Origin of the sequence: Litorivita pollutaquae (genome assembly GCF_003205515.1) — a bacterium.
In the GTDB taxonomy this organism is placed as follows: Bacteria; Pseudomonadota; Alphaproteobacteria; order Rhodobacterales; family Rhodobacteraceae; genus Litorivita; species Litorivita pollutaquae.
This window is the reverse complement of sequence record NZ_KZ826489.1, coordinates 112,462-126,200: the sequence shown is the minus strand read 5'-3', so window position 1 is coordinate 126,200 and position 13,739 is coordinate 112,462. Positions and strand designations below refer to the sequence as shown.

The 13,739-nt window shown below is 58.5% G+C and carries 13 protein-coding genes; 8 read left to right on the top strand and 5 right to left on the bottom strand.

All coding sequences use genetic code 11. The features are described 5' to 3' along the window. Positions 1 to 107 precede the first annotated feature (107 nt). Positions 108 to 434 (bottom strand): Arm DNA-binding domain-containing protein, encoded by a 327-nt coding sequence (locus DI396_RS13995; RefSeq protein ID WP_110796815.1) that lies wholly within the window; start codon positions 432 to 434, stop codon positions 108 to 110. Between the two features lie 507 nt (positions 435 to 941). Between DI396_RS13995 and DI396_RS13990 the strand changes: the two genes are divergently transcribed. Together DI396_RS13990 and DI396_RS13985 are read left to right on the top strand one after the other, a co-directional pair. Next, positions 942 to 1,514, top strand: a complete 573-nt coding sequence (locus DI396_RS13990) for a hypothetical protein (RefSeq protein WP_110796814.1) — start codon at positions 942 to 944, stop codon at positions 1,512 to 1,514. A 70-nt stretch (positions 1,515 to 1,584) separates the two neighbouring features. Then, positions 1,585 to 4,179: a methyl-accepting chemotaxis protein gene (locus tag DI396_RS13985; protein WP_162617235.1), complete on the top strand. Its 2,595-nt coding sequence runs from the start codon at positions 1,585 to 1,587 to the stop codon at positions 4,177 to 4,179. 91 nt (positions 4,180 to 4,270) lie between these two features. Here DI396_RS13985 and metG read toward each other — a convergent pair whose 3' ends face one another. After that, a complete protein-coding gene (gene metG / locus DI396_RS13980) occupies positions 4,271 to 6,232 on the bottom strand; it encodes a methionine--tRNA ligase (protein WP_328588350.1) in 1,962 nt (653 codons plus the stop codon). Between metG and DI396_RS13975 the strand changes: the two genes are divergently transcribed. Together DI396_RS13975 and DI396_RS13970 are read left to right on the top strand one after the other, a co-directional pair. Continuing rightward, on the top strand, positions 6,233 to 7,276 hold the full coding sequence (locus DI396_RS13975) for an aldo/keto reductase (protein WP_110796811.1): 1,044 nt from the start codon (positions 6,233 to 6,235) through the stop codon (positions 7,274 to 7,276). It abuts the gene before it with no gap. A gap of 168 nt (positions 7,277 to 7,444) precedes the next feature. Then, complete coding sequence (locus tag DI396_RS13970) at positions 7,445 to 8,341, top strand: DMT family transporter (protein WP_328588349.1); 897 nt, start codon at positions 7,445 to 7,447, stop codon at positions 8,339 to 8,341. Here the strand turns inward: DI396_RS13970 and DI396_RS13965 are convergent. Both DI396_RS13965 and DI396_RS13960 read right to left on the bottom strand, forming a co-directional pair. Then, positions 8,304 to 9,047, bottom strand: coding sequence for an NUDIX hydrolase (locus DI396_RS13965; protein WP_110796809.1), 744 nt, complete (start codon positions 9,045 to 9,047; stop codon positions 8,304 to 8,306). The genes DI396_RS13970 and DI396_RS13965 overlap by 38 nt on opposite strands. 51 nt (positions 9,048 to 9,098) lie before the next feature. Beyond that, the gene (locus DI396_RS13960) at positions 9,099 to 9,515 is read right to left on the bottom strand and encodes a DUF983 domain-containing protein (protein ID WP_110796836.1); all 417 of its coding nucleotides are present in this window, start codon (positions 9,513 to 9,515) and stop codon (positions 9,099 to 9,101) included. 341 nt (positions 9,516 to 9,856) lie between these two features. Here DI396_RS13960 and DI396_RS13955 point away from each other — a divergent pair, with 341 nt between their 5' ends. From DI396_RS13955 to DI396_RS13940, 4 genes are all read left to right on the top strand, one after another. Beyond that, complete coding sequence (locus DI396_RS13955; RefSeq protein WP_162617234.1) at positions 9,857 to 10,450, top strand: EF-hand domain-containing protein; 594 nt, start codon at positions 9,857 to 9,859, stop codon at positions 10,448 to 10,450. Between the two features lie 114 nt (positions 10,451 to 10,564). Then, positions 10,565 to 11,164 (top strand): RNA polymerase sigma factor, encoded by a 600-nt coding sequence (locus DI396_RS13950; protein ID WP_110796807.1) that lies wholly within the window; start codon positions 10,565 to 10,567, stop codon positions 11,162 to 11,164. Further along, positions 11,157 to 11,582, top strand: coding sequence for a hypothetical protein (locus DI396_RS13945; RefSeq protein WP_110796806.1), 426 nt, complete (start codon positions 11,157 to 11,159; stop codon positions 11,580 to 11,582). Before DI396_RS13950 ends, DI396_RS13945 begins: the two co-directional genes overlap by 8 nt. 4 nt (positions 11,583 to 11,586) lie before the next feature. Continuing rightward, positions 11,587 to 12,120 carry a periplasmic heavy metal sensor gene (locus DI396_RS13940; RefSeq protein WP_110796805.1) on the top strand — a complete coding sequence of 178 codons (534 nt, stop codon included), beginning with the start codon at positions 11,587 to 11,589 and terminating at the stop codon, positions 12,118 to 12,120. Positions 12,121 to 12,319: 199 nt separating this feature from the next. Here DI396_RS13940 and DI396_RS13935 read toward each other — a convergent pair whose 3' ends face one another. Further along, a complete protein-coding gene (locus DI396_RS13935) occupies positions 12,320 to 13,711 on the bottom strand; it encodes a diguanylate cyclase (protein ID WP_110796804.1) in 1,392 nt (463 codons plus the stop codon). Positions 13,712 to 13,739: the final 28 nt, after the last annotated feature.

Below are 13,739 nucleotides of genomic sequence, written 5' to 3'. Positions count from 1 at the left end.
CCCACTGGTCAGCGCGATACGCACCGCATCCTGGCGGAATTCGTCCGTCCGTTTCAATCCCATAGTCAGTCTCCTTTGTTGCAGTAAATGCTATCAAAGGAGCGGCATCAAACCGCGACAGGTCCATCTGCGACCTCCTTGAGGTTCGGTATCTTCACCTTGGGTGCTCTCGGATCAGTCCCGCTGCGCAATATCGTGCGTAGCTCATGAGCGCGTTCTCGGGCTGATTTCAGCGACACCTCGTCCGTGCGACCAATGAGGAGTGAGATATAGCGGTCAGTGCCGTCATTGATTCTGCCCATTAACTTGTAACTGGCGCTGTTCTTACCAACGACGATGCGAAGGCCGCTGACAGAGGCGTCATATATCTGTTTGCCTGCTTCTTGGTCATGGCGGATTTTGTCCACCACGCTTTGCGTGAGTTTGGTTGCCATGAGGCGTTTCTCCTATGTAATCTGACAGTTAGCCCGAACTCGGGCCCGTTTTTGATTAGGTTGCCTCAGGTCGATCTGAGGCGCATAAGATTTTTATGTCGTGTTTATATGGACTTGCGGACCGCTATAAGGCGCAAAAGGCCGTAAAAAGTGCCGTGAATCAAAACTTAAAATCTGTTGGGCCGTGTGCCCGTGTGCCCGTGTGGGTTCGAGTCCCACCGCCCGCACCATTTTCCGGCGCTCTACATGCTATGCATGGCTGTGACATCGCCATTTTTCGGAACGCTTGTGATCTCCGTTTTCCTATAGGATGGAACCCGATCGGCGATGCTGCGCAGGTCCGATGGATGGCGCCGTGGTCGCCGAATGTTTGCCGGGTGATCGGCACATTTTGAATCATTTGCCCGACGAACTAATTCGCCGGCGTTAAATTGGCCGAAAGATTTCCAGTTCTAGAGTGTGCCGGATGCTGCGGGTGGGGGCCCGCACCGAGAGGAGACTTTAGAAATGTTGAAAGCCGCTATGATGGCAACGTCTTTGTCGGTGACGAGTGGTGCGGCCATCTCAGATGACTTTGCCGCTCCGATGCAGGAGTATTTTGAAACCCAAGTGGCACATTGGTATGCGGATCCGATGATTGTCGCGGCGATCAGGGCGCAAAATGCGCGCAATGCCGGATTGCGACGGGCACAGGTTTTGCAACTCGATACACAATGGCGCGCGGAAATCGGCCAATCCGAAACTCCGACAATCACGCCTGTAATCAACGGCTCTAGCGCCGATTTTTTGCGGGATCAGGTTGCCAATTCCGGTGGTATCATTAGCGAGATTTTTATCATGGATGCGCATGGGTTGAACGTCGCTGCGACCGGTCCGACATCGGATTATTGGCAAGGTGATGAAGCAAAGTTCATCGAAACATTTGGTCGCGGCGCGGGAGCAATTCATGTCGCCGATGTCGAGTTTGATGAATCGGCCAGCGCCTATCAGGGGCAGATTTCGGCGCCGATTGTCGATCCGGTCACCCATGCGGTCATCGGTGCGATCACCATCGGATTGAACGCGGGAATGCTGTTTTGATCTGACTGCAAACAAGCCCTGCCGCCGCGATCTCGCGGCGGTGACACGTTGTTTATTTATGGGAAATATTATGTCCTCTTCGTCTTCCAATATTGTTCGGAACCCGGCGTTCAAAAGCATTTTTGTGCGCAGCACCGGTTTTATGGCGCTGTGCATCTTATTGGTTGTCACCACGACCGAATATCTGTCGCATCTCAAGGTGCAAAAGGTGATCATCGAAAATGTCGCGGCGCGGGCCTCCGAAGCGAATGCCATGATCGCCGGGCAGATCGGCGCGGCGGTGAAGTTTGGCAATGCACCAGCGGTGCAGGATGTCATCATGGGGGTGGTCGCAGGCAGCCGGGGCGATGCGCAGGGTGGTTTGGCTCTGCTCGCCAATGGCAATGTCATCTATGACAGTGCTGTCGAGAATGGCGGTGATCCGGTTTTAAACGCCTTGGCCGAAAAAGCCATCGAGACCGGTGAAGAGGTGGTGATCGAACAGGGGTTGGCTAGAGCGACACCGATCCGGTTTGGCCCGGACAACGGTGTCGTGGGCGCGGTGGCGACCCATTGGACCGATACGCGGCAATTGGCGACGCTGCAGGCTACCAATCGTAGATCTTGGATGATTGCGGGGCTGGTCTTTTTGGGTGCCTTGGCGATGATGGCGGGGTTCTTGGCAAAATGTGTGACGCGGCCTTTGTTGCGCACGGCCCGATCGATGCAAAAGGTCGAAGCAGGCGATTATGCTGCCGAGATTTCCGGCACCGAACGCGGCGACGAGATTGGCGTGATTGCGCAACGGTTACAATGCTTCCGGGACAGCCTGTCAGAGGCCGAAGAGCAGGCGCGCGACAGTGCGTTTAAAAGTGCGGGATTTGCAGGGTCGAGCGCCGCGATGATGTTGTTGGATGCCGAGTGCCGTGTGACCTATTATAACCCTGCGTGCCAAGATTTGTTCGTCGGATTACAAGACAGTATCGCAAAACACTGGGCCGGATTTGATGCGACGGATTTGCTCGGGGTGCGGATCGACCAATTCAAGGATTTGGAAAATGTGATCTCCGTTCTGGATGCCCAGGAGCCCGGTGAGCGATTGAAACAACCCATGCGGGTCGCACGCCGTAGGATCGAGATCAGTTTCCACAGCGTATCGGACGAGTCCGGCGCTCGCATCGGCTATGTGGCGGAATGGGCCGATGTCACCGAGGTCGCATTGAATGCTGCGGTTTTGTCGTCGATTGAAGACAACCAATTACGCGTTGATATCGGGCATGACAGCAAGGCGTTCTATATAAACGAAAAATTTAGCGATTTGACCGGTTTTTCGCTTGAGGAATTGAGCGAGCTTCACTCGACAGATCTATTCAAGCCCGATGGCATGACCAAAGATCAATCTATGGAAATTTCCCGTCGCATCGGCATGGGCGGGGCGCATCACGGGCGCTATTGGGTCAAAAGCAAAGAAGGCCGCGGGTTGTTTGTCGAGGGCAGTTTCACCGCGATTATGGATGACAGGGGGCGCTCGGACCGGGCGATTTTCCTTGGTATGGATGTGACCGAGGCGCTCGAAGAGCGCAAGGCGGCGCAGGCCCGCCAAGAGGCGGTGCAGCAAGAGCAACAGCAGGTCGTCGAAGCCTTGAGTGCGGGGCTGCGCGGGTTGGCTACGGGCAATTTGACCGTGCGCATTGATGCACCGTTTGTCGGCGATTACGAAGCGGTGAAACGGGATTTCAATTCCGCACTCGAAACCCTGTCAGATGCAATGGGTGCAGTGCTCGAGAACGCGGAATCCATCCGCAGCGAGACCTCTGAAATCACCAATGCGGCAGATGATTTATCACATCGCACCGAGAAACAGGCCGCAACCTTGGAAGAAACGGCGGCGGCCGTGGACCAGCTGACCACTTCGGTGCAGTCAGCGGCGGACGGGGCCGACGAGGCGACGAAAATCGCCCAACACGCGCAGGCCAATGCCGAAACCGGCGGCGAGGTCGCCGAACAAGCAAAAACAGCAATGGACCGGATCAAGATCTCGTCGCAAGAGATCGCGAAAATCACGTCGGTGATCGATGATATTGCGTTCCAGACCAACCTTTTGGCGCTTAACGCCGGTGTCGAAGCTGCCCGGGCGGGCGAAGCAGGGCGCGGGTTCGCCGTGGTGGCTACGGAAGTGCGGGCCTTGGCGCAGCGCTCTTCGGATGCGGCAAGTGAGATCAACGGTCTGATCAAAACCAGTGGCGATGAGGTCAAGAATGGGGTTGAGTTGGTCGATAAGACCAGCGAGGCGCTCAGCCAGATCGTGCAGTCGGTGCGTGATATTTCGACCCGCGTGTCCGAAATCGCTTCCTCCTCACGCGAGCAATCGGCAGGGCTGATCGAGATCAATCTTGCGATGAATGATCTTGATCAGGTGACCCAGCAAAACGCGGCGATGTTCGAAGAAACCACCGCAGCGAGCCATGCGCTTACCGCAGAGGCGAATGCTTTGGGCGAGGCGGCCAGCCGGTTTCGCATCGGTGATGGTGGTGATGGTATCGGCCGCGCGCCGCAGGTCCGCGCGCAACGGCTGGCAGCATCGCGCGCGCCAGAGCCAAAATCCGTGGCCGCAGCCGTGACCACGCTGCAGCCTGCTGTGGTCCAAGACATTCCCGAGTCAGAACAACAATGGGATGAATTTTGACCCACAGGCTCGGTTGGTCTGGATCGGCGCCTTCTTGGCGCGGCAAAGCACGCCATAGGAGGCGTGCCTTGTCTTTGGCGGTTTGGCGGGTTTAGTCGCGGGTGCCGGCAAAGCGGTTTTGCCAGTCCTCGCGCTCTTCATCAGAGATTTTGGCAAAGAGCACTTCGGGCACGGTAAAGCCGTGACCGGCAGGCAGCGCGCTGAGCGCGGCGGCGATATCATCGGGCCAAGTGTCATCTTCGGTCTGCATCGCCGCAAGCAAAGAGGCCGCCGCATCGGGAATGAAGGGCGCCGAAAGCACGCCGTAAAGCCGGATTAGGTTGAGGCCAAGGCGCACCTGCGCAGCGGCCTGCTCGGGGTCGGTTTTGAACGTCGACCACGGCGCGGCGGATTGCAGATATTCATTGCCCGCCACCCAAATGGCACGCAATTCCTGTGCCGATTTGCGCACCTCCATGGCCTCCATAAAGCCTTCATAGGCGCGGATGCGGGTGGTGAGTTCCGCAATCAAGGCCTGTTCTTGCGGGCCATGGCTGCCGCCTGCGGGGACCTCTTCGCCAAACTTCGAGCGGCAGAATTTGGTGATGCGCGAGACGAAGTTACCCAAGACATCGGCAAGATCCTTATTCACCGAGGTTTGGAAATTTTCCCATGTGAATTCCGCATCCGAGCTTTCGGGCGCATGGCTCAGCAGCCACCAGCGCCAGTAGTCGGCCGGCAGAAGCTCTAGCGCCTGATCCATGAACACGCCGCGCCCGCGCGATGTCGAGAATTGCCCGCCATCATAGTTCAGGTAGTTGAAGGATTTGATGTAATCGACAAGCTTCCAATCCTCGCCGGAGCCAAGGATCGTGGCGGGGAAGCTGAGCGTGTGGAAGGGCACGTTGTCCTTGCCCATGAATTGGGTGTAGCGCACGTCATCAGCGCCCAAGTCGGTGCGCCACCACGATTGCCAATCGGCCTCTGTCTTGCCGTTGGCCTCGGCCCATTCGCTGGCGCAGGCGATATATTCGATCGGGGCATCGAACCAGACATAGAATACTTTGCCTTCCATCCCGGGCCAATCGGCTTCGCCGTCTTTGACGGGAATACCCCAATCGAGATCACGGGTGATGCCGCGGTCTTGCAACCCGTCCCCGTCATTAAGCCATTTTTTCGCAATCGAAGTGGTGAGGACCGGCCAATCGGTTTTGCTGTCGATCCAGTCTTGAAGTTGGCCGCGCATTTGCGATTGGCACAGGTAAAGGTGCTTGGTCTCGCGCTCTTCCAATGCGGTGGAGCCGGAGATCACCGATCGCGGGTTGAGCAGATCCGTAGGGTCCAATTGTTTGGTACAATTGTCACATTGGTCGCCGCGGGCGCTCTCGAACCCGCAATTGGGACAGGTGCCCTCAATATAGCGGTCCGGCAGGTAGCGGCTGTCAGCGGGGCTATACATCTGTTTTTCGCTGACTTCGCGGATTAGGCCGGCTTTGTTCAACTGCCCCGCAAAATGTTGGGTTAACGCATGGTTTTGCGGGCTGGACGAACGCCCGAAATGATCAAAGCTCAGCCGGAATCCGTCGGCGATTTTGGCCTGCACATCGTGCATTTCGGCGCAATACTCTGCCACGGGTTTGCCTGCTTTGGATGCGGCCAATTCGGCGGGGGTGCCGTGTTCGTCGGTTGCGCATAGGAACATCACCTCATTGCCGCGCGCGCGTTGGAAGCGTGCGTAGAGGTCGGCGGGCAATTGGCTGCCGACGAGATTTCCGAGGTGCTTGATCCCATTGATATAGGGAATGGCCGAGGTGATCAGATGGCGTGTCATATATGCGGGCCCCTTGTCGCTTTGTGCTTCCTTACCCCAGCTTGTCGCGCCGTGCCAGTGCCACGATGCCGGGGCATGCAGAGGCGCCTGCGCCGGTGCCGGGGAAATTTCGGCTCTGGCATAAAATCTATCGTAACTTTCGTAAGTTAAGCACGATTGGTCGGGCCATCTAGGGGGACCCGCGCTTGATCCCTTCGGGGTAAGATGGCAAAGCGGCCGTAAATTGAAACGGGAAGATACCATATGAAAAAGAACCCGCTTGGCCGGACCGGCCTTATGGTGAGTGAATTCTGCCTTGGCACCATGACCTTTGGCATGCAAACGCGTACAAAAGACGCCCATGCGCAGATTAATTATGCTCTCGAGCGAGGGGTCAATTTCATCGATACGGCGGAAATGTATCCGGTCAATCCGGTGTCCGCCGAAACCATCGGGCGGACCGAACGGATCATCGGGCTGTGGCTCGAGAAGAGTTTTCGCCGTCAGGACGTGATTTTGGCGACAAAGCATTCCGGCGCGGGGCTCAAATACGTGCGGGACGGTGCGCCGATCACCAAGGAGACGGTGCAGGGCGCAGTCGAGGCGTCGCTGCGGCGCCTCAAAACCGACTATATCGATCTGTATCAACTCCATTGGCCGAACCGTGGGTCCTATCATTTCCGGCAAAATTGGGATTTTGCGCCACATACGCAAAACCGCGCCGAGGTGATGGATAATATGGCAGAGGTGCTCGATGCGCTTGACGCCGAGGTGACGCGCGGCACGATCCGGCATTTTGGTCTGTCGAACGAAAGCGCATGGGGCATGGCGCAATGGTTGGCTTTGGCCGGGGCCGGCAAGGGGCCGCGCGCCGTGACGATCCAGAACGAATATTCTCTCATGTGCCGGTTGTTCGATACCGATCTGGCCGAGTTGTGCCACCATGAGGAGGTCGGGCTGTTGGCCTATTCGCCTTTGGCTGCGGGTCTATTGACCGGCAAATACCAGGGCGGGGCGATACCGAAAGGGTCACGGATGTCGCGGGTGCCGGAATTGGGAGGGCGACGCACAGAAGCTGCTTTTGCGGCGGTTGATGATTATCTTGATGTGGCGTTCAAACATGATTTGGAGCCTGAAAAAATGGCTCTGGCATGGGTGAAGCAGCGGCCGTTCATCGCGTCCGTCATCATCGGAGCGACAACTCTGAAACAGCTCGAAGGGCTGATTGGGGCGGCAGATTTGAGTTTGGACGAGGCGGTGCTGCGCGATTTGGATGCGGTGCATCGCGTCCATCCGATGCCCTTTTGAGGATCGGGTTCTGAGGCTCGCCGTCGCGCCGAAGACTATTTCGCATCAGTATAGAAGACTATTTCGCATCAGTATAATTGCGCAGCGCGGCGTTAAAAGTCGCAGTTTCCGGCGCGCGCGGACACAATTGCCAGAATGCGCAGGCGCGCCTATAGCCATGGGATGGATATGTGGATCATCGCCACATTGAGCGCCGCGTTTTTTCAAACCCTGCGCTTCATGTTGCAAAAACATCTAAGCACGGCGGGGCTTTCGGCAGGGGGATCGACCTTTGCGCGGTTCGTTTTTGCCGCGCCGGTGGTGGTGATTTTACTGGCATTCTATCTACCGGGGCGCGGCGTCGCGCTGCCGCACATCGGCGGCAGTTTTCTGGCCTATGCGGTTGCGGGCGGAGCCGCGCAAATTCTGGCCACGGTCTGCGTGGTGATCTTGTTCAGTCACCGCAATTTCGCCGTTGGCATCACCTTTAAAAAAACCGAGGTGATCCAAACGGCACTTGCCGGGTTCTTGATCTTGGGTGAGGGGATCGCGGTGGCGGGGCTGTTTGCAATTCTGATCGGGTTGATCGGGGTGTTGGTGTTGTCGGATATGCCGGCGTTGAAAGGCGGGCTGTTGCGGCGGATGGGCAATCGGGCCACGGCGCTGGGCCTTCTGTCGGGGGCCTTTTTCGCCATTTCAGCGGTCTGCTATCGCGGCGCGAGCTTAGAGGTGGGAAGCCCTGATCCGTTGCTGCGGGCGGGGATCACCCTATGTGCGGTGCTGCTGTTTCAGGTGGTCGCATTGGGCGCCTATTTGCGCGGCTTCGAGCGCGGTGAAATCACGCGCGTTATTTATGCATGGCGGGTTGCGGGATGGGTCGGGTTGACCTCTATGGCCGGATCCATGAGCTGGTTTACCGCGTTCACCTTAATGAACGCGGCCTATGTCAACGCCTTGGGGCAGATCGAGCTTATTTTTGCGCTTCTGGCATCGGTGTTGTTTTTCAAAGAGAAAATCACCGCGCGTGAAGGCATTGGTATCGCGTTGATCAGTCTGAGCGTTCTTGTTCTGATAGCCGTTCTTTGAGGCGGTGAAAGCGGCTGTCGCCGCCGGAACTGTCGAAGAACGGCACGGATGCCGGCGGGGCGCTGTCACGGGCGCGATCGGCAACCTCGGCCAAGACCACCTCGGTGATAAAGGGCAGATCAAACTCGCGGACCTTTGGCAGCGGAATCCATTGCAGATGCGAAAGCTCGTCGCAGGCGGCGGAAAAATCATCCAGATCGGTCGAGACGGCGTCTGCATCAATCAAAAAGAACCGTGCGTCAAACCGGCGTGGGCGGCCCGGCGGGGTGATGGCACGAAACACGAATTGCAAGGCCTCGGCAGAGGGGAGATGGCCGGTCCGGGCAAAGTCCATCCAATCTGCGGGCGGGGTCATGTCCCATGCACCGGGCGCGCCGAGCACAAGGCCGGTTTCTTCCCAAAGTTCGCGGATCGCGGCGACGGCCAAAGGATGCGACATGTCGCGGGCACTGTCTTGGGCGATGCGATCGGCGCAAAGTGCGGGCATCGGCGTGGCCAGAGGAATATCGGCATCGGCAAGATCCACCGCACCGCCGGGAAATACGAATTTATTCGGCATGAAGGCGGCTGTCGCGCCGCGTTGCCCCATCAGGATATGCGGGTCTTCGAAGCGGTTGCGCATAACGATCACGGTCGAGGCATCGCGGATTGCGGTTTTGTCGATCGGCGGGTTGCTGCCCTTGGTCTCGGTTTGGTGTTGGCTCATGGCTCTCTCCCCTTTTTGTTCCGCCCGTTGGCGGATGGGGCATATGGCCCCTTATATGTTGCGTCCGGCGAACCCGTGTAGGCCGCGCGCCCATTGGAACGCCACTAATGCGCCCTTTAATCTTGGCAGAAGGTATAGCGATAGCGAGACACAGCCAATAGCGAAGATGGTGATGGTCACCAAAGGTTCGGGGCGGTAGGCGGTGAAAACGATCAACATGATCGGGGCCATGAGGTGCCCGACGATCAGAATGGTCAGATAGGCCGGCCCGTCATCGGCGCGCTGATGGCTGAGATCTTCGCGGCAGACCGGGCAGGTGTCGCGCACTTTCAAATACCCTTTGAGCATCGGACCGGATCCACAATTGGGACACTTACGGCACCATCCACGCCAAAGAGTGCGGCCAAGGCTGGTTGGTGCGCTCCCCTGGTCGGCATGGGGGGCGGAAACGGTGAGGGGATCTGTCATGGTGATACTCATAGGGGGGATGGGTTTCAATGAAATGAACTTGGGGTATCGGACGCCGAATTGAAAGACGCTGCGCGCCAGTTGCGGCGCGATGTCGCAAACGTCCGGCGGCAGGGCGGCGCACGAAGGGGGACAGATAAGGCCCTGGCCAAGGGGCGCTGGACGGTTGTTTTGGCGCGGGTTGTGTTCGGTGCGGGCCGCCGGTGCAAAAAAAATTGCCGATCCGCGACGGAATGCGGCGGCCCTGTCGTTGAAGTCACATAACCGGCCACAAAGCGCCGGCACGGGACGCCAATGAAATGGCCCAACAATGGGTAAACTATAGGATGGAGATCCACATAATGACACGAGCATATATTCTGAGCGGTTTGATTGCAGTTGCCCTTGCGGCCAATGCAGGCAGCGCCATGGCGCGCGACAACATGGGCGGTTTCGGCGGCCCGCGTTTGGATTTCACGGCGGCGGACACCAATAGCGATGGCAGGTTGACCCAAGATGAGATCAAGGCCTTTAGCGAGGCGCGCTTTGCCGCCGCAGACACCGATGGGGACGGTGCCTTGTCTGCCGAAGAAATGGCCGCCCGCATGGAAGCGCGGATGCAGGATAGAGCCAAAGAGCATTCCAAAAAGGGTGCCGAACGGATGATTGAACGCCGCGATGCCAATAAGGATGGTAAAATCAGCCTTGAAGAGATCGCCCCCAGGGACGGCGGCGCAAAGATGTTTGAGCGTCTGGACGCGGACAAAGACGGCGCGATCTCGATCGAGGAACTCGCTGCGATGAAAGCCGATCACGCGAAGAAGCGCCCGCATGGTAGAGATGGCCATGGTGGGCACCACAAGGGCGGCCACAAAGACGGGGAGCACGGTAAGCGGTTCATGCAGAAGAACGCTCCTGATGGCTCTGCCGATCAAGAGCCTACCCCAAGCGAGTAATCTGCGTTCGTGTAGATAAAATCGCCCGCTGCCCCACAAGTTCGGGCGGCGGGCACACTGGCCGCCGAAGTGGCAACTTGATGCAAGGGTTCAAGCAGGATACGCCAATGGACGATGAATATGCCCTATGACGCCCTGAGTGATAAAATGGATGACGTGCCCAACGAGGCTTTGTTGACGCTGTTTGCCAATGGCGATGACGCGGCGGCGCGGGTGCTGACGGCACGGTTGTTGCCGCGTGTGCTGGGGCAAGCTGTGCGGATGTTGGGCGAGCGGTCCGAAGCCGATGATGTGGCGCAAGAAGCGTTGTTGCGGTTGTGGAAAATTGCACCGCAGTGGCGGCAGGGAGAGGCGCAGGTGAGCACCTGGCTGTACCGTGTGACGGCCAATCTATGCACGGATCGTTTGCGTAAACGGGGGCGTATGGCACCGCTTGAGGCGGCGCCGGAACCGGCGGATGAAACCGCCTCGGTGGCCGAGAAAATGCAAAGCCGCAGCCGCGCCGAGGCCCTGTCTGCCGCATTGGCGGAACTGCCAGAGCGACAACGCGAAGCGGTGGTGTTGCGTCATATCGAAGGTTTGGGCAATCCCGAGATTGCCGGAATTATGGATATCAGCCTTGAGGCGGTTGAAAGTTTGACCGCACGGGGAAAGAGGGCGCTGACGGCGATATTGTCGGGACGGCGTGATGAATTGGGGTTTAGCAATGACTGATCACAGCAACAGCCACGACAACACTGCCAGCACAGAAATAGATCTGGATCTGTTCTTTGCGGCGGCGCGCGATGCAGCGCCGGAACCGGATGCGGCGTTGTTTGCTGCGGTTCTGGCCGATGCAGACGATGTGCAGGCACAGATTGCGGCGGGGCGGGCACCGGCCGCGCCGCTGCAAGAGCCGCGCGGCGCGCGTGGCCTTTGGGCGCAGCTGGTGGCCGCGATTGGCGGTTGGCCCGCAGTGGGCGGTCTTGCGAGTGTGGCGACCGCAGGGCTGTGGTTGGGCGCGGTGCAACCTATGGGAATTGGCCAGACAACGAGTGGATACCTGTCGGATGCGGGGCTGTTTGTTGCGGCGCAGGACAGCTATCTGGTTGATGTGATGCCAGGGCTCAATTTTGATTTTGAGGAGGGCTAAGCCAATGGTGGAGCATGAAACAAATGCATCTGATCCAGAGCAATCCACGCGCGGCCGCACACGATTTTGGCTGCGGGCCGTGCTGTTTGTGTCGCTGGCGATGAACCTTGCGGTTCTGGGATTGGTGGCAGGCGTGGTGATCGGCGACAAAGGGGACCACCGTCGTCCGCCGCGTTTGGATCGGGCGAGTGGCCCGTTGACCCAGGCGCTGAGCCATGATGACCGGCGGGCGCTGGGCAGGAAGCTGAACGAAAGCTATCGCGAGGGGCGGTTCAGCCGGAAGGATTTCCGCGTTCAATATGACAGTATTTTGCACGCCCTGCGCGCGGTGCCTTTTGATCCGGCGCCGGTGCAGGCTGGATTGATGCGGCAACGTCAGGCGGCGGAAGAACGGCAATTGGTCGGGCAGACGCTGTTGCTCGAAAAACTCACACAGATGAGCGATGCAGAACGCGCCGGATTCGCCGACCGTTTGGAAGAGGCATTGACCCATGACGAGCGGCGCAGGGCCGAGAGAAAAGACAAAAGCAACAAATGACGGGGTATTGCCTCGATGTGAAAGGCGGTGGCATGGGCTGCCGCCTTTTTCTATGATCGCACATCCGACGCGGTTGCCGGAGCGATGCGGTTTCCGGGTCGGGTGAAAATGTTAGGCAAAACCGATACCCATCTAAGGGCGAGCAGGGGCAAGCTCATAAAACGGCTGTTTCAGGATCTCACTGCCGATATCTGAAACGTCACGCGGCGCTGAGGCGGCTCAGGGTCACTTGGTTGCGGCCTTGGGATTTGGCGTCATAGAGCGCGCGGTCGGCTTGGTCCAGCATTGCGCGGGCGGTATCGCCCTGCTGCGCTTTGGTTGCGCTGCACATGGCCAGACCTATGGAAATCGTGACCGGCATCGGGCGCGCAACCGAAGGATCGCGCACTGGCGTTTGTCCGATGATACGGCATAACCGGCTTGCGGCGCCATGTGCTTCGATCAAGGTGGTGTTCGGCATGACGATCAAAAACTCCTCTCCGCCGATGCGGGCCACCATATCAACGCCGCGTAGATTGTCGCGCAGCCGCTTCGCGACCTCGCAGAGCACTGTATCGCCGGCGGCATGGCCGAATTGGTCATTGATCGATTTGAAATGGTCGAGATCGGCGAGGATCACCGCGCAGTCTTCGCCGCTTTCAATGCTGTGTTCGGCCAACTCGGCCAATCGCGGCATCGCATAGCGGCGATTGTGTAGCCCGGTGAGTGGATCGGTGACCGCTGCGCGCAGACCAGAGGCAAGCTTATCACGCAGCACTTCCATCCGCTGTTTGCGCAGGATTTGCCGGCGCAGCCGCAGGGTCAGTTCTTCGACGTCGAAGCCATTGACCAAAACATCGTTGGCGCCAAGATCGAGCGCATCCGCAGCCAAGCGGCGGTTCTCGTTGGGCATGACCGCGATCACGGCGGCATCTCGGGTCTGGCAACGGGCGCGGGCATCGGCAATGAGCCGTAGTGCGGCCTCGGGGGCCTCTTGGGAAAGCTCGATGACAAAGGCGTCCGGGCGGCTGCCGTCTTGACGATCACGCATCGCGTCGCGAAAAAGCACCGTCGACAGTTGCCCCGAATAGTTGCGTTGCAACGCCTTGTGCCAACGCAGCGCACGCGCCGGTGCATTGGTGCAAAGCATGACATTGGCGTGAGATTCGGCATATTGCGCGATTTCGTCTTCATCGAGAACCGGCACCGTGCCGGCGCGCAACCGCAAATCTTCGGTGCCATCGTGGAGCCGCAAAAGGCTGCGCACACGGGCCAGAAGTTCCAGGTCGTCCAAGGGTTTTGTCAACACATCATCGGCTCCGGCGCGCAGCCGTTCAAGACGCTCCTCGCGCAGATCCTCGGTATCGATCAAGGCGAGGGGCAAGCTGCGATCACCTGCCGCTGCTTTCAGCCGTGCGCAAAGTGTCAGCGCCGGCGTGTTCGGCAGCCGCGCCGAGGCAAGCACCAGATCGGGAGCCTCTGCCTCGATCAAGGCTTCGGCCTCTTCGGCGCTGCGTGCTTGTAACACTTCGTAGAAGGCCGAAGACAGCTTGACCTTAAGGACAATTCGATTGGTGGAGATGTCATCGACGATTAAGATCTTACCTGGCATGCGATCACGTCTCCCGAAGTGTTACGGT